This is a genomic window from Pseudogemmobacter faecipullorum (assembly GCF_020539525.1).
GTDB lineage: Bacteria > Pseudomonadota > Alphaproteobacteria > Rhodobacterales > Rhodobacteraceae > Pseudogemmobacter > Pseudogemmobacter faecipullorum.
Genome location: NZ_JACDXX010000004.1, coordinates 255,939 through 270,379, shown reverse-complemented (window position 1 = coordinate 270,379; position 14,441 = coordinate 255,939). Strand labels below are relative to the sequence as shown.

Annotated in this window: 14 protein-coding genes and 3 tRNA genes; 12 read left to right on the top strand and 5 right to left on the bottom strand. The window is 62.8% G+C overall.

Translation table 11 applies throughout. The features are described from left to right. The first annotated feature begins 25 nt into the window (after positions 1-25). Together H0485_RS06500 and H0485_RS06495 are read left to right on the top strand one after the other, a co-directional pair. A tRNA-Lys gene (locus H0485_RS06500) sits at positions 26-101 on the top strand. An 86-nt stretch (positions 102-187) separates the two neighbouring features. Further along, positions 188-263 (top strand) — tRNA-Lys (locus H0485_RS06495). A gap of 191 nt (positions 264-454) precedes the next feature. Here H0485_RS06495 and H0485_RS06490 read toward each other — a convergent pair. The 4 genes from H0485_RS06490 to H0485_RS06475 all read right to left on the bottom strand — a co-directional run bounded on the left by H0485_RS06490 (position 455) and on the right by H0485_RS06475 (position 5,912). Further along, positions 455-952, bottom strand: coding sequence for a sugar transferase (locus tag H0485_RS06490; RefSeq protein ID WP_226934549.1), 498 nt, complete (start codon positions 950-952; stop codon positions 455-457). A gap of 241 nt (positions 953-1,193) precedes the next feature. Further along, positions 1,194-1,643: a hypothetical protein gene (locus tag H0485_RS06485; RefSeq protein WP_226934548.1), complete on the bottom strand. Its 450-nt coding sequence runs from the start codon at positions 1,641-1,643 to the stop codon at positions 1,194-1,196. Positions 1,644-1,720: 77 nt separating this feature from the next. Next, positions 1,721-4,843: a multidrug efflux RND transporter permease subunit gene (locus H0485_RS06480; RefSeq protein WP_226934547.1), complete on the bottom strand. Its 3,123-nt coding sequence runs from the start codon at positions 4,841-4,843 to the stop codon at positions 1,721-1,723. Positions 4,844-4,847: 4 nt separating this feature from the next. Next, positions 4,848-5,912: an efflux RND transporter periplasmic adaptor subunit gene (locus tag H0485_RS06475; protein WP_226934546.1), complete on the bottom strand. Its 1,065-nt coding sequence runs from the start codon at positions 5,910-5,912 to the stop codon at positions 4,848-4,850. A gap of 415 nt (positions 5,913-6,327) precedes the next feature. Here H0485_RS06475 and H0485_RS06470 point away from each other — a divergent pair, with 415 nt between their 5' ends. Next, positions 6,328-6,738, top strand: a complete 411-nt coding sequence (locus H0485_RS06470) for a VanZ family protein (protein ID WP_226934545.1) — start codon at positions 6,328-6,330, stop codon at positions 6,736-6,738. A gap of 98 nt (positions 6,739-6,836) precedes the next feature. Then, a tRNA-Arg gene (locus H0485_RS06465) sits at positions 6,837-6,913 on the top strand. 173 nt (positions 6,914-7,086) lie between these two features. On the opposite strand, the gene hemE is transcribed toward H0485_RS06465, so the two are convergent. Further along, the gene (hemE, locus tag H0485_RS06460; protein ID WP_226934544.1) at positions 7,087-8,121 is read right to left on the bottom strand and encodes a uroporphyrinogen decarboxylase; all 1,035 of its coding nucleotides are present in this window, start codon (positions 8,119-8,121) and stop codon (positions 7,087-7,089) included. A gap of 166 nt (positions 8,122-8,287) precedes the next feature. Between hemE and hemC the strand changes: the two genes are divergently transcribed. The 8 genes from hemC to pheS all read left to right on the top strand — a co-directional run bounded on the left by hemC (position 8,288) and on the right by pheS (position 14,330). Next, positions 8,288-9,232 (top strand): hydroxymethylbilane synthase, encoded by a 945-nt coding sequence (gene hemC, locus H0485_RS06455; protein ID WP_226934543.1) that lies wholly within the window; start codon positions 8,288-8,290, stop codon positions 9,230-9,232. A 53-nt stretch (positions 9,233-9,285) separates the two neighbouring features. Continuing rightward, a complete protein-coding gene (locus H0485_RS06450; RefSeq protein ID WP_226934542.1) occupies positions 9,286-10,050 on the top strand; it encodes a BUD32 family EKC/KEOPS complex subunit in 765 nt (254 codons plus the stop codon). Between the two features lie 99 nt (positions 10,051-10,149). Beyond that, positions 10,150-11,598 (top strand): pyruvate kinase, encoded by a 1,449-nt coding sequence (gene pyk, locus H0485_RS06445; RefSeq protein WP_226934541.1) that lies wholly within the window; start codon positions 10,150-10,152, stop codon positions 11,596-11,598. Between the two features lie 43 nt (positions 11,599-11,641). Then, entirely contained in the window at positions 11,642-11,866 is a 225-nt protein-coding gene (locus tag H0485_RS06440; protein ID WP_226934540.1) for a hypothetical protein, read from the top strand. A gap of 165 nt (positions 11,867-12,031) precedes the next feature. After that, the gene (gene rpmI / locus H0485_RS06435) at positions 12,032-12,232 is read left to right on the top strand and encodes a 50S ribosomal protein L35 (protein WP_226934539.1); all 201 of its coding nucleotides are present in this window, start codon (positions 12,032-12,034) and stop codon (positions 12,230-12,232) included. A 12-nt stretch (positions 12,233-12,244) separates the two neighbouring features. Continuing rightward, a complete protein-coding gene (gene rplT / locus H0485_RS06430; RefSeq protein ID WP_226934538.1) occupies positions 12,245-12,610 on the top strand; it encodes a 50S ribosomal protein L20 in 366 nt (121 codons plus the stop codon). A 152-nt stretch (positions 12,611-12,762) separates the two neighbouring features. Next, positions 12,763-13,167, top strand: a complete 405-nt coding sequence (locus tag H0485_RS06425; RefSeq protein WP_226934537.1) for a hypothetical protein — start codon at positions 12,763-12,765, stop codon at positions 13,165-13,167. Positions 13,168-13,250: 83 nt separating this feature from the next. Continuing rightward, positions 13,251-14,330, top strand: coding sequence for a phenylalanine--tRNA ligase subunit alpha (gene pheS / locus H0485_RS06420; protein ID WP_435531483.1), 1,080 nt, complete (start codon positions 13,251-13,253; stop codon positions 14,328-14,330). Positions 14,331-14,441 lie beyond the last annotated feature (111 nt).

Genomic DNA, 14,441 nt, shown 5'->3' with positions numbered 1-14,441 from the left:
GTAAACGCTGCCTCACAGAAAGCGTGGGCCCGTAGCTCAGTTGGTAGAGCAACTGACTTTTAATCAGTGGGTCACAGGTTCGAATCCTGTCGGGCTCACCACTGTACTCCTTACTGAGAGATGGACAGTCTGATCACAGAGGCAATTGCAGCTGATGATTATCTTGTCCTGATCCAGACTATAGCGTGGGCCCGTAGCTCAGTTGGTAGAGCAACTGACTTTTAATCAGTGGGTCACAGGTTCGAATCCTGTCGGGCTCACCACTGTATTTCCTTCAGAAAATCGCCTGAATGAGCAGCCTTTGCGCTGAGCACAATCTGCCGCCCGCTGCCCCGGCTGTCATGCGACGCTTACGCCCGCCCAGCAATCTCTGCCTGCGAGCCTGAAAAAGCACGGCACCCGACGGGCTCCCTGTCCGCTAGCTGACGCAGCTGCGGATCAGCCGGCGGGCTGCTCAGCCGCGCAGCGGATGCAGGCAGGCGGCAGCATCCTGGGCCTGGAGAGCCGCCGCAGTAGCAATTCCGGCCAACGGCTGCAGAGCCCGGTCACGAAATGACATATCGCCGCGCAGGATATTCAGCAGCTGCGGCAGGCGATTGAGGCCGGTACGCAGCATGAATGCACCCACCCGGGTCACGCGCAGATCGGTGAGAGACGTTTCGCCAGCGCAATCAGCGCGGAAGACACGCGCACGCGCATCAACATAGACGCTGCGGAAACGGTAGCCCTGGAAGACACGTCCATCCTGGCCAATACAGGCAAGCCGCAGGATAACCGGACCAGGGCTGCCAAGCCGGATTGCCAGCCACAGCACCACAAAGGCCGGCAGAGCAATAGGCAGGATAAGAAGGGCCAGCCCGACATCAGAAATACGATAAACAGTCTTTTTAATAGTGCTCACAACACAGATACTTCCAATGTCACCAGTTCGAAAACCGAACGGCGTAACCATCTCTCAAAGACACACCAGCTTATGCTTGCTGTGCGACTGAATTCAGCCTTTTAATTTGTATATTATATCCCACTTTTAACCTTTACGCTAGTGCCAGGTCCTGCTGGCTGCACCACTTTGACGTGATTCAGTGAGGTTCAGGCGCTCCTTGTGATGCGCATTCTGTTCCGGCTGAGTGAGGCACAGATGGCCCGGCCTGAGCCCGGCCCCCCCGGAGCCATGGCCCCTCCAGCGTCGCTGGTCACCCGGTGCTGAGTGGCATATCTTCATCAATCGCTATGGGTTTCGCTGGTGCGATGCGCCCTGTGAATACCGCCCGCCGGGGATGCTCTTTAACCGGTGGAGGCGTTGGAGCCGGGGAGGGGCGTTCATCCGGATGATAAAAGGCCTCGCCTCTGAAGCCAGCGGCGAGCGGAGGATCATGATCGATGCAGCTGTCTGAAAGCGCGTCGAAATCATGTTCGGAAGGCTCAGGAACCGGCGCAGCGTGACAGCCCGCTACAGCAGGTACCCCTTTCTTCCCCTCAGCCATCACCTTCGCCGCGACCGTTTTCTGCTGGCTTTGTCGATGAGGAAACTGAAGCCGAAGGTTTCCGCCAATGCGGCGATAATAGTTTACGTTTTCTGTAAAGGGACTCAGCAAAAAGAACACAGTGCGGCCCGCCAGGAGTATCACTTCCCAGATCAGCACAATGTCCACTTTCAGAAGCGTTAAGGGAGAGGGTCCTGCCCTCTCCCTTGGGCGAAATCGGCCGCAGTGCTTCGCGATCAGACTGAACCCGCCTTTGCCGCAGGCTTGCCGCCCCCCTTCCCCGTCAGCTGCATCACCAGAACATAAAGCGCGGGCACCATGAAAAGCGCGATCACGGTCGAGGCCACCATGCCGCCCAGCACACCAATACCAATGGCATGCTGTGCCAGCGCCCCGGCGCCGGAGGCGAGCGCCAGCGGCAGAACCCCCAGCGCGAAGGCAAAGGAGGTCATCAGGATCGGCCGCAGGCGCATCTCGGCCGCCGCCTGCGTCGCCTCAATCAGCGCAATGCCCTGTTTGCGCCGCGCCTCGGCGAATTCGACGATCAGAATCGCATTGCGCGCCGCCAGACCGATGGTCGTCAGCAGGCCAACCTTGAAATAGACGTCATTCGACTGGCCAAAGCTCCAGGCCGCCAGCAGCGCGCCCAGGATCCCGACCGGCACTGCCAGCATCACCGAAAGCGGCACCGACCAGCTTTCATAAAGCGCGGCCAGGGCGAGGAAGACCACCAGCGCCGACATGGCAAAGAGCAAAGGCGCCTGATTGCCCGCCTGTTTCTCCTGATAGGACAGCCCGGTCCAGGCCAGGCCATAGCTGCCCGGCAATTCGCTGACCAGAGCTTCAATTGCCGTCATCGCTTCGCCGGTAGAGATGGATTCTCTGGGGTTGGCCGAGATCGAAATCGCCCGGGTGCCGCCATAACGGTTCAGCGAAGGCGAATTTTCCGACCAGGTCTGGGTCATAAAGGCCGAGAAAGGCACCATCTCGCCATTGCGGTTGCGTGCATGCCAGATCTCGACATCTTCGGGCTGCATCCGCCATTCCGCGCGGCCCTGAACGATCACCGGGCGCAGTTCGGCCCCCAGTTCGAAATCATTCACCTCGCGGCCCGAGAAGATCACCGACAGCATGGAATTTACCTCGGAGACGGTCAGCCCCATGGCGCGCGCCTTGCTCTGATCGATATCGAGACGCAGCGCCGGACGGCGGGTCGGCTCATGGCCACGGAACGCCCCGGCAATACCACGCTCCTCAGCAAGCACGGCAAGGCGCATCGCGGTTTCCTCCAGCGCCGCCTGACCATTCCCGGCCTGGTCGATCAGATAGAATGAGATCCCGGCCGAAGAGCCGACACCCTGGATCGCCGGTGGCTGGCTGAAGGTAATACTGCCGGCCCGGTGACCGCGGAATTTCGCCGTCGCCTCGGCCTGCAGCATCAGCGCGCTGCGGCCCGGGCGATCAGCAAAGGGTTTCAGCTTCACATAGAGCATGGCGGTATTCTGCCCGCCGCCGCCCATGGCAAAACCAAGCGCAGTCATCGCCGAGGCGACCGTATCGCCCTGCTCCTCGACCAGCCAGGCATAGACCTCTTCGGCCACCGCCTGGGTCTGGGCCGTGGTCGAGCCTTCCGCCAGCCGCAGATTGACCATCATCACCCCCTGGTCCTCCTGGGGTACGAAAGACGAGGGCAAGGCCCGGAACAGCTGGAAGGCGCCAAAGCTGATGCCCAGCAGCAAGAGCAGAACCATCAGCGGATGCCGCATGGCAAGGCCCGAGATCCGGCCGTAGCCGCGCGTGACCTTTTCCATGCCGCGGTTAAAGCCGCGCGCGAAAGCATTGCCGCCGCCATGGGCGCGCGGTTTCAGCAAGGCCGCGCACATGGCCGGCGACAGGATCAGCGCCACTGCCAGTGACAGCACCATGGCCGAGATGATGGTGATCGAAAACTGCCGGTAGATCACCCCGGTCGAGCCGGTCATGAAGGCCATGGGCAGAAAGACCGAAGACAGCACCAGCACGATGCCGACCAAAGCCGATGAAATCTGCATCATCGAGCGTCGCGTCGCGGTGACCGCATCCAGGCCCGGCTCTTCCTCCATCTCGCGCTCGACATTCTCGACCACCACAATGGCGTCATCGACCAGCAGGCCAATCGCCAGCACCATGGCAAACATCGTCAGAGTATTGATCGAATAGCCAAGCCCGGAGAGCACGCCGAACGTGCCCAGCAGCACCACCGGAATAGCGATCACCGGGATCACCGTGGCGCGCCAGCTTTGCAGGAAAACCAGGATCACGATGAAGACCAGCGCCACCGCTTCGGCGAGGGTTTTATAAACAGTGCCGATCGATTCCTCGATGAAGGGCGATGTGTCGAAAGGATAGGCAACCTCGACCCCGGGCGGCAGCGCTGTGCTGAGGCGTTCCAGCGTGTCACGCACCCGCTGGGCGGTCTCAACCGCATTGGCGCCCGAGGCCAGCGTCACCGAAAAACCCGCAGCATTGGCACCGTCAAACAGCGCCGAGCGGCCATAACTGACCTGACCAATCTCAATTTCGGCAATATCGCCAAGGGTCACACCGCCGCCATCCTCCTCAACCCGAAGCCGGATCGCCGCGAACTGATCGACCGAGGAAAGCTGGGTCTGCGAGGACAAAGCCACGCTGAGCTGCTGGCCCGGCACCACCGGATCAGCGCCAAGCGAGCCAACCGATACCGTGGAATTCTGATCGGCAATGGCCGCAGTGACATCGGCAGGGGTGATCTGGAATTCCGCCATTCTGAGCGGATCGAGCCAGACCCGCATCGCAAAGCCCGAGGAGAAGCTGTCAATCGCGCCCACCCCCTCGATGCGCAATACCGCATCCTCAATCAGTTCGGTGGTCAGATCGCCGAGCTGCAGCGTGGAATAGGAATTGTCGCGCGAGACCAGAGCCCCCACCATCAGCGAACTTTCCCCGGCGCGCTCGACACTGGTACCACGCTGACGCACGATCTCCGGCAGGCCGGCTTCAGCCAGAGCCACCTTATTCTGCACCTGAATCTGGGCATTTTCGGGGGTAACACTGTCATCAAAGGTCAGCTCGACCCGGGCGCGCCCGGTTGCGGTAGAGATCGAGGTCATGAACAGCAGGCCATCGAGCCCGGTCATCGCATCCTCAATGGCCGAGGTCACCGAATTCTCGGTCGCCTCAGCCGAGGCCCCCGGATATTCCGCAGAGACACTGATCCGGGTCGGCGCGATATCGGGATATTGCTCGATAGGCAGGCTGACCAGCGACCAGCCGCCGAACAGCATTGCAATGATCGCCAGAACCCAGGCGAAGACCGGACGGGAGATAAAGAACTGTGCCATCGGATCAGTTGACCGCGCCGGAAACCGCCGGGGCTGCTTCGGCGACACTGGCGTCGCGCACCACGCCCGCCGCATCAATCAGCACCGGCACCGGATTCACCTCCTGGCCTTCGCGGATGGTACTGGTTCCATCCATCAGCAGCTGATCGCCATCGCTCAGCCCGCCAAGCACCACCCAGGAAGAATCCGAGGTGCCCGCTTCGCTCAGAAAGCGCTTTTCAGCTTTTCCCCCCACCGCAACCCAGGCCGAGAGTCGGCCATCGCGCTCGCGCATGGTGGCACGCTGCGGCACCAGGATGGCACGCTGCACCCCAAGCGTCAGCTCGGCCTGCAAAAACATGCCCGGTGCGATCAGCCCGCCGGGATTCGCCGCCTCAAAGCGCAGGATCCTGGTCCCGGTTGTGGCCGAAACCGTGGCCCCGCTCGAGATCAGCCTGGCCCCGCTTTCAACCCGGTGCCCCCCCTCCAGCACCAGGGTCAGCTCCGGGTCCAGCAACGTGACCTCACCGCGGGCCACCCGGCCCTCAATGCGCAGCCGGGCCGGATAGGGTTCAGAAAGATCGATATGGATCGGATCGATCTGCACAATTTCCGCCAGGGCCTGAGCCTGACCCTGGGTCAGCAGATCGCCCAGCGACACCAGCGGCACCCCGACGATGCCGGCGACCGGCGCCCGCACCGTGGTCCAGTCCAGCTGGGCCCGGGCCAGTTCGGCCTGCGCCCCGGCCTCGGCCGCCGTCGCCTTTGCCTTCAGCAGCTGGGTTTCGGCCTCATCCAGCGCGGCCTGGCTGGTGGCCGAGCCCCGCAGCGCACTGATGCGGTTAAAATTCACCTCTGCCGCCTGCAGATCTGCCGCTGCCCGGGCCATGCTGGCCTCGGCTGCCGCCAAAGCAGTGCGATAGGTCAGCGGATCGATCGAGAACAGCGGCGTTCCCGCCTCTACCCGCGTTCCCGGCGTATAGAGGATCGCCGTCAGCTCACCACTCACCCGCGGGCGCAGCTGCGTCGCAGTCGGCGCAACCGCGCGGCCCGTCAGCACCTGCATGACCGGCACATCCGCAGTCGCCATCTCCATATATCCCACCGTAGCAGGCGCGCCGGGCAGGGCCTGAGCGGGCCCTTGCTGCGCCATTGCCCCGGCCGGGAGGCAAGAGATCAGGATCAGGGGCAAACTGCGCAGAAAACTGTGAAACATTGGCATCCGGCCCCGTTCTTTTCTTTCTCCGAACCGGCAAAGGCCAGTCAGCACTATTCTATTCTAAGTCAGATCACATAACGTGGCTATTACGCGCGCCCATGCGCTTTCCGTCGCAAAACGCCTCACATTCGCGTGGGATGCAAGCTCAGCCCCCGACGCGCGCCAGAGACAAGGCGGCAGCCAGGCTGCGAAAACCGCGACAAAACCGCATCCCTGCCAGTCAATCCCGCGTGAGCCCGCGGGCGGGTCGCTGGACAGCGACCCTCTGATTTCCGATAAGCATGCGATGCTTTCCCGAAATGCTCTCGCCTTAATTCTGACGCTGGTGATCGCGCTGGCAACGGCCCTGGCCACGCTCAGCCCGCCCGCCGCGATGATTCAGGTCGGCGGCTCAGACAAGCTTTACCATTTCCTGGCTTTCGCCGCGCTGGCTTTGCCGGTGGCAGCCCTGATCCCGCGCCGGATCCCGGTGACTGCCCTCATGCTCTCGGCCTATGGCTGGCTGATCGAGGTGGTGCAGCCCTATTTTGACCGCAGCCGCGATATCGGGGATCAGATCGCCAATATGAGCGGCATTCTTGGCGGCAGCCTGCTGGGACTGGGGCTGTGGCTGCTGTTTCTGCGCCCGCGCCACGGCGGGGACTGCAAAGATGAGGCGGGTTCCGCGCCGCGCAAAGGCCTTGGCCAGAGCAGCTGAGAGACCCCTCCTGCCAGCCCGCAGATTTCTCTTTGAAACCCGCGCGCCTTCCGGATATGTCGGGCGCAGGTCAGGGCTGTTTCAGCCCCTGCCAGTGCGGTCCCGTAGCTCAGCTGGATAGAGCAGCTGCCTTCTAAGCAGCGGGTCGGGGGTTCGAGTCCTCCCGGGATCGCCATTTTTCTGCAGATGTTTGTGGTCGACAGCGAAACAGCCGTTTTTTTCGATAAAAGCTGCGCTTTCGGCCTGCAGCGCTGCAGGCCTCTGGCACTCAGAAAAGATCACCATCATCGCCCGCGCTGCGCCCGCCTCTGCCGGAAAAGACAAAATCGGGCGCAGCGGCGGGACATGTCAGCCCTGGCGGATGGTCTCGATCATCAGCGCCACATTTTCCGGATCGGCATCCGGGGTGATGCCATGGCCGAGGTTAAAAATATGCGGCCCGTTCTTAAAGGCATCAACCACGCGACGGGTTTCGCGCACCAGCGCCTCGCCGCCCGTGACCATATGCGAGGAGGCAAGATTGCCCTGGACGCAGCCGTCCTTCTGCACATGCTCGGCCGCCCATTCCGGCGTAACCGAATTATCGACCGCGACACAATCCGCGCCGGTCTTGCCCGCGAAACCAATGTAGCCCTCACCCGCCTCACGCGGGAAAGCGATCACCGGCAGGCCGGGATGGCGGGCTTTCAGCTCGGAAATGATCCGCTCGGCCGGCTTCACCGCATAATCCTCGAAATCCTGACCTTTGAGGCTGCCGGCCCAGCTGTCGAACAGCTTGACCACCTCGGCCCCGGCCTCGACCTGGGCCGAGAGATATTCAATCGTGCCCTCGGTCAGCAGATCAAGCAGGCCCTCGAAAGTCGCGCGATCCTCGGCCTTCAGGCGATGCGCGCCGGCCTGTTCTTCCTTGCCGCGACCGGCGATCATATAGGTGGCAACGGTCCAGGGCATGCCGGCAAAACCGATCAGCGTGGTCTCGGCGGGCAATTCGCGCTTCAGAATGCGCAAAGTCTCATAGACCGGGTTCAGCGTCTCATGAATGGCCGGGACCGGCTTCAGCGCCGCCAGTTCGGCGGGGGTGGTGGTGGTTTCCATCCGCGGGCCTTCGCCGGTCTCAAACCACAGTTTCGCCCCGAAGGCCTGAGGCAGCAGAAGAATATCTGCGAAAAGGATTGCCGCATCAAAACCAAAGCGGCGGATCGGCTGTAAAGTCACCTCTGCCGCCAGTTCCGAATTATAGCAAAGCGACAGGAAATCCCCGGCCTCGGCCCGGGTCGCGCGGTATTCCGGCAGGTAGCGGCCCGCCTGACGCATCATCCAGACCGGCGGCACAGCCTGGGTTTCGCCCCTCAGCGCGCGCAGGATTTTCTTCTGCTCAGCCATGCCTCACTCCTCAGCTCTGCCGGATTCCAACACTGGCCCGTGCCCCGCCTCCCCTGCGAAGTCAAGCTCCGGACCGGTGCGAATCCGCAACCCGGGCCTTATGCCACAGCCCTCCCGCTCAGGCGAGGCGTTGCTTCGCGGCGGCAGCGGGGGTATCGCTGCGGACATGACCCAGGATCTGCCCACCCCCGCCCGCCCCCTGAAGATCGGCACCCGTGGCTCGCCGCTGGCTTTGTGGCAGGCCCATGAGGTCCGCCGCAGCCTGATGCTGGCCTTCACCCTGCCCGAAGCGGCGTTTGAGATTGTGGTGATCAAGGTCACCGGCGATCAGATCCAGGATAAATCGCTGCGCGAGGCGGGCGGCAAGGGGCTGTTCACCCGCGAGATCGAAGAGGCACTTCTGGCGGGCGGCATCGATATTGCGGTGCATTCGATGAAAGATATGCCGGTTTTACAGCCAGAGGGGCTGATCCTCGACTGCTATCTGCCGCGCGAGGATGTGCGCGATGCTTTTGTCAGCCACCGCTACGCCTCGATCCGCGATCTGCCGCAGGGCGCGGTGGTCGGCTCATCCTCGCTGCGCCGCCGGGCGCAGCTGGCCCATGTCCGCCCGGATCTGCAGCTGGTTGAGTTTCGCGGCAATGTGCAGACCCGGATGAAAAAGCTGGAAGAGGGCGTGGCCGATGCCACTTTCCTCGCTATGGCGGGGCTGAACCGCCTCGGGATGAGCGCACTGGCCAGAGGCGCGATCGAAACCGAAGAGATGCTGCCGGCGGTCGCGCAGGGCGCGATCGGGGTTGAGCGCCGCCTTGAGGATACCGCCACCGCCGCGCTGCTGGCGGCGATCCATGACCGCGATACCGGCCTGCGCCTGAGCGCTGAGCGGGCCTTCCTTGCCCGGCTCGACGGCTCCTGCCAGACGCCGATCGCTGGCCTTGCCCTGCTTGAGGGGGATAGACTGACCCTTCGCGGCGAAATTCTGCGCCCGGATGGATCAGAAGTGATCCGCGATCAGATCTCAGGCCCGGCTATCGCGGGCGAAGCGCTTGGTCAGAAACTGGCCGGGATGCTGCTTTCGCGCGCAGCGGCAGACTTTTTCGCGCAACATTAAAACCCCCGGCGCTGCTGAGCTGCGCCGGTCCCGGCGCATTCATCGGCAGAGCTATGTCTGAGCAGATATCATCCGTAAACCCCGGGCCCAGCCCCCCGGACCCGAGCGTCGACACCCTGCTCGATGCGGCCCTGCGCGAGGGGTTCGAGCGCGTGAAGCCATTGCAGCTGCCAAATGGCCGGCGATTCTGGCTGAAACGCGTAGAGCGGCTTTCGGCCCGCATGCGGTTGCAGAAGGGCAATCCCGACCGCGCCTTTGCCGCCGAGCGGCAGGGGCTGCACTATCTCGCGGATCACGGCCTGCCCGTGCCGGAAATCCTGCGCGAGGGCGATGATTATTTTCTGCTGCCCGATGCCGGGCCGACGCTTACCCAGCTGGTGGCCTCGAAAGCTGAGACATCCCCCGACCAGGTGCAGGTGGCCTTTGCCGCTGCGGGCAAGTCGCTGGCAAGGCTGCATCACGCTGGCCTGTCCCATGGCCGCCCGGCCCCGCGCGACATCTGCTGGGATGGCAGGCTGGCCAGGTTCATCGACCTTGAGCGGTTTTCTCCGGCGCGGCGCAGCGGCTTCTGGCAGGCCCTGGATATCATTATCCTGACCCAGAGCTGCTTTACCCTCTGGCCTGCCGAACCCGACTGGCTGCAGGCCGCGCTGCAGAGTTACGCGCTGAACGCACCGGAAAGCGCCATGGAGCGGGCAGGCCGGCTGGCGGGCCAGCTGGCCTGGCTTACCCCGCTGACCCGGGCCTTGCTGCGCTTCAGGCCGCACAGCCGGGAATTGAACGCTGTGCGGTTGACTTTGGCGCATCTGAGGCGCTGAACTGTCGCCAATCGCCGCAATTCCCGTGTTGCTAGCGCTAACATTATGCGCCATAAGACCGCAGCCGGGACCCTATTCAAGTTTGTCGAGGAGGATGGCATGCGCCGTCACCGTAATGTGAAAATTGTGGCCACGCTCGGGCCGGCATCCAGCACATATGATATGATCTGCCAGCTTTTCACGGCCGGAGCCGATGTGTTCCGCCTGAATATGAGCCATGGCACCCATGACGATATCCGCGAGCGCCATACGATTATCCGCCAGGTCGAAAAAGATCTGGGCCGCCCGATCGGCATTCTGGCCGACCTGCAGGGCCCGAAGCTGCGCGTCGGGGCTTTTGCCGCTGATGGCGGCCATGATCTGGCCGATGGCGCGAAATTCCGCCTCGATCTCGACAAGGCTCCGGGCGATGCAAACCGCGTAGAGCTGCCGCATCCCGAGATTTTTGCCGCGCTGCAGCCCGGCGCCTCGCTGCTGGTCAATGACGGCAAGATCCGCCTTCGGGTTGAAAGCTGTGGCAAGGATTTTGCCAATTGCATCGTCGAGGTCGGCGGTGTGATTTCGAACCGCAAGGGCGTGAACGTGCCCGATGTGGTGCTGCCGCTGGCCGCCCTGTCCGAGAAAGACCGCCGCGACCTGGAATTCGTCTGCGATCTGGGCGTGGACTGGCTGGCTCTGTCCTTCGTGCAGCGCCCCGAAGATGTGCATGAGGCCCGCGCCCTGGCCCGTGGCCGGGCCGCGATCTTGTCAAAAATCGAAAAACCCGCCGCTGTTCAGGCCTATGAAGCGATCCTCGCGGTCTCGGACGGCATCATGGTGGCCCGGGGCGATCTGGGCGTCGAACTGCCGGTCCATTCGGTGCCGCCGATCCAGAAACGCCTGATCCGCAAGGCACGCGCTGCCGCCAAGCCAGTGATCGTCGCCACCCAGATGCTGGAATCGATGATCGAAAACCCGATGCCGACCCGGGCCGAAGTCTCGGATGTGGCAACCGCGATCTATGAAGGCGCAGATGCGGTGATGCTCTCGGCAGAATCGGCCGCCGGCCGCTTCCCGGTCGAGGCTGTCACCACCATGGATAATGTCGCCCGTTCGGTTGAGGCTGATCCGACCTATCTTCAGGTTATCGATGCCAGCCGTGTGGTGCGCCGCGAAACCGTGGCCGATGGCATTGTTGCCGCCGCCCGCGAGATTGCCGAAGCCACCGATATCAAAGCCATCGCCTGCTTCAGCCAGTCGGGCCAGACCGTCAGCCTCGTCGCCCGCGAGCGCCCGCATGTGCCGATCATCGCCCTGACCCCGCTGGTCGAGACGGCGCGGCGTCTTGCCCTGACCTGGGGCGCGCATTGCGTCATCGTCCCCGAGCAGGAGCGCTTTAAAGGCGCGGTGCTCTCGGCGATCCGCGCTGCCCGCTCGGCCGCTTTCGCCCAGGAGAGCGATCAGATCGTGGTCACCGCCGGCGTGCCGTTCAATGTGCCCGGATCGACCAATATCCTGCGCATTGCCCCCTGTGATGAAAGATTGATTTCGCGCGTCGACCCCGGCTAACCTTAGCTGACAGCTCAGCCGGGCAGCCGTCAGCGGGGATGAAATGGACAGCGATCTTTTTCTGACCATCGGCATCATCCTCGCGATTCTGACGCTGCCCGTGCTGCTCTCGGCCTGGGTCGAGGGTCGGGTGCCCCGGCTTGGGGCCATCCTGATCATCGCCGCCGGAGGACTGTTCGTAACCGCCATGACACAGCACAGCGGCGGCTATAAGCTTCAGAAAATTCCTGATGTTATGCTTAGGGTTATCGGGCGTTACCTCTCCTGATATCCGCCCCGCCGCGCGGCCGCAGCCCAGAAGGTTTCACCGCCTTTGCAGCCGGTTTTCCCCTTGTCACTTTCTCTGCTCCGGCCTATAGGAGCGAATTCGGAAGAACCACGCAGCCGGCGAATGTGGCATGCCGCGCCGCGTGCGAAAACACTGGAGTGTAAAATGCCCAAGATGAAAACGAAGTCCGCTGCGAAAAAGCGGTTCACCTTCACCGCTTCCGGGCGCGTGAAGGCCGGTGTGGCCGGTAAGCGCCACGGCATGATCAAACGTTCGACGACCTTCATCCGTCAGGCGACCGGGACGATGCTCCTGTGCGACTCGGATGCGAAGATCGTCAAAAAATACATGCCCTATAACCGGTAAGGAGAGCGAAACATGTCCCGCGTTAAATCCGGCGTCGTTACGCACGCTCGTCACCGCAAGGTCATCAAAGCAGCGAAAGGCTATTATGCCGCCCGCTCGACCAACTTCCGCACCGCTACTCAGGCTGTTGATAAAGCCCAGCAGTATGCGACCCGCGACCGGAAGAACAAAAAGCGTCAGTTCCGCGCTCTGTGGATCCAGCGTATCAACGCTGCTGTCCGCCTGTTCGACCCGGCCTTCACCTATTCGCGTCTGATCGACGGTCTGGCCAAAGCCGGTATCGAAGTTGACCGTAAGGTTCTGGCTGATCTGGCAGTGCACGAGCCGGAAGCATTCAACGCAATCGCTGGCAAAGCCCGCGACGCGCTGGCTGCCTGATCTTCTGATCGGTGATAAGTCTTTGAAAACCCGCGCTCCTGGCGCGGGTTTTTCTTTTTGCTCCGGCCTCTGTCGGAAATGTCAGCGCCTGGGAATTGCAGTCAGGCAAAGTTCAGGCGAACCTGCAGTGGTTGTTAACCCGGAGCCTGTTCATGCGTTGCCTCTCCTCCTGTCTCATCGCCGCCCCGCTGCTGCTCGGCAGCACTCTGACTGCCCTCGCCGAGCCGGATCCGAACCCGCTGCCGCTGCTGACCGGCTATTATGTCGCTGAAGGCTCGGACTGCGAGACCGGCAATGACAGCAGCCTCGCCCTGGTGCATGTGGCGGGCATCAATCCCCCGGGCCAGCTCTGCACTTTCGACACCCTTGAGGCCGGGGCAGAAGGCGCCTGGTCCTTCACCTCGCTCTGCGCCGATCCCGAGGGCGGTGAGGATCGCAGCCTCAGTGGCCGCATCACCATCCCCTCCCCGGGGGTCTTCCTCGTTGAGGAGGCGGCAGGACAGGCGATTTATTCCTATTGCCTGCCCAGCAGACTGCCCCCGCCCTATAACGGCTGAGCCAGGCCCCGCCCCCCTCTCCCCTTGTAATCCGGCCCCGGCAAGGCTAGTCGGAAACCGAATTTCTTCTTCCGGGGGCTCCGATGGATCTGACCGAAATCCGTGGCAAATATATCGGGGCCGTTGCCGGTGCCGCTGACGAAGCCGCCCTCGAAGAGGTGCGCCTTGCCGCCCTGGGCAAGAAGGGCGAAATTTCCGCGATGATGGCGGGCCTTGGCAAGATGGACCCGGAGGAGCGCAAAGCCGCCGGGGCCCATCTCAATGAGCTGAAATCTGAGATCGATACGGCCTTGCGGGCCCGCAAGGTCTCGCTGGCCGATGCGGCGCTGGATGCGCGGCTGAAATCGGAATGGCTCGATGTCACCCTGCCGGGGCGGCCCCGCCCCCAGGGCACGATCCATCCGATCAGCCAGGTCCAGGCCGAGCTGACTGCGATTTTCGCCGATATGGGCTTTGCCGTGGCCGAAGGGCCGCAGGTTGAAAGCGACTGGTATAATTTCGACGCGCTGAACATTCCGCCCGAACATCCGGCCCGCCAGGAGCATGATACTTTCTTCATGCATCGTGCCGAGGGCGATGCCCGCCCGCCGCATGTGCTGCGCACCCATACCTCGCCGGTGCAGATCCGCGCCATGCTCGACCAGGGCGCGCCGATCCGCGTCATCGCCCCGGGCCGGGTCTACCGCATGGATATGGACCAGACCCATACGCCGATGTTCCACCAGGTCGAAGGCATGGCCATCGACAAAAACATCTCGATGGCCAATCTGAAATGGGTGCTCGAGGAATTCTGCCGCTCGTTCTTTGAGGTGGATAAGGTCGAGCTGCGCTTCCGCGCCAGCCATTTCCCCTTCACCGAGCCTTCGGCTGAGGTCGATATCCGCTATTCCAACCTGGGTGGCCAGCTGAAGATCGGTGAAGGCGATAAATGGATGGAGATCCTCGGCTCGGGCATGATGCAGCCGAAGGTTCTGGCCGCAGGCGGCATTGATCCCGAGATCTATCAGGGCTTTGCCTTCGGCATGGGGATCGACCGGATTGCGATGCTGAAATACGGCATCCCCGATCTGCGCGCCTTCTTTGAGAGCGATCTGCGCTGGCTGCGCCATTACGGATTTGCCGCGCTCGATATGCCCGATCTGCCGGGCGGCCTGTCGCGCTGAACATCAGCCCGCCCCCTCAACCGGGCGGGCTTTTTCTTAGCCCTGTTCATCTGTCCGGAAAATATCCTGCGGGGGTACAAAACCCCCGCCGCAGCCTCCCCCGCCGCAGCC

Coding starts and splice junctions, on each gene's coding strand:
- H0485_RS06490 (WP_226934549.1), bottom strand. CDS start 952: ATGGTTACGCCGTTCGGTTTTCGAACTGGTGACATTGGAAGTATCTGT.
- H0485_RS06480 (WP_226934547.1), bottom strand. CDS start 4,843: ATGGCACAGTTCTTTATCTCCCGTCCGGTCTTCGCCTGGGTTCTGGCG.
- H0485_RS06475 (WP_226934546.1), bottom strand. CDS start 5,912: ATGGCGACTGCGGATGTGCCGGTCATGCAGGTGCTGACGGGCCGCGCG.
- H0485_RS06470 (WP_226934545.1), top strand. CDS start 6,328: ATGCTTTCCCGAAATGCTCTCGCCTTAATTCTGACGCTGGTGATCGCG.
- hemE (WP_226934544.1), bottom strand. CDS start 8,121: ATGGCTGAGCAGAAGAAAATCCTGCGCGCGCTGAGGGGCGAAACCCAG.
- hemC (WP_226934543.1), top strand. CDS start 8,288: ATGACCCAGGATCTGCCCACCCCCGCCCGCCCCCTGAAGATCGGCACC.
- H0485_RS06450 (WP_226934542.1), top strand. CDS start 9,286: ATGTCTGAGCAGATATCATCCGTAAACCCCGGGCCCAGCCCCCCGGAC.
- pyk (WP_226934541.1), top strand. CDS start 10,150: ATGCGCCGTCACCGTAATGTGAAAATTGTGGCCACGCTCGGGCCGGCA.
- H0485_RS06440 (WP_226934540.1), top strand. CDS start 11,642: ATGGACAGCGATCTTTTTCTGACCATCGGCATCATCCTCGCGATTCTG.
- rpmI (WP_226934539.1), top strand. CDS start 12,032: ATGCCCAAGATGAAAACGAAGTCCGCTGCGAAAAAGCGGTTCACCTTC.
- rplT (WP_226934538.1), top strand. CDS start 12,245: ATGTCCCGCGTTAAATCCGGCGTCGTTACGCACGCTCGTCACCGCAAG.
- H0485_RS06425 (WP_226934537.1), top strand. CDS start 12,763: ATGCGTTGCCTCTCCTCCTGTCTCATCGCCGCCCCGCTGCTGCTCGGC.
- pheS (WP_435531483.1), top strand. CDS start 13,251: ATGGATCTGACCGAAATCCGTGGCAAATATATCGGGGCCGTTGCCGGT.